This is a genomic window from Priestia sp. SIMBA_032 (assembly GCF_046535215.1).
Lineage (GTDB): Bacteria > Bacillota > Bacilli > Bacillales > Bacillaceae_H > Priestia > Priestia aryabhattai.
This window is the reverse complement of record NZ_JAWRXD010001286.1, coordinates 1-247: the sequence shown is the minus strand read 5'-3', so window position 1 is coordinate 247 and position 247 is coordinate 1. Positions and strand designations below refer to the sequence as shown.

At 63.2% G+C, this 247-nt stretch carries 1 protein-coding gene; it reads right to left on the bottom strand.

What is annotated here, in order from left to right:
• A partial coding sequence (locus SB717_RS38470) for a YhjD/YihY/BrkB family envelope integrity protein (protein WP_410908474.1) occupies positions 1-247 on the bottom strand: 247 nt, incomplete at both ends.

Sequence of the window (247 nt, the reverse complement as noted above, 5' to 3'; positions counted from 1 at the left end):
ACAGCAGCGCGTTGTTGGCGATCCAGATCCACAGCAGGAACACGATGATGCCGGCGAGGGTGCCGTAGGTCTTGTCGTAGTTGCCGAAGTTGCCGACGTAGAACGCGAACAGTGCCGACGCGATGCCGAGCACGATGATCGCCGCGATGGACCCGGGGGTCAGCCAGCGCACCCGGGGATGCTTGATGTTCGGTGTAGCCGCGTAGAGCACCGCGACGAGCAGGATGATGACGACGACCACGATGGG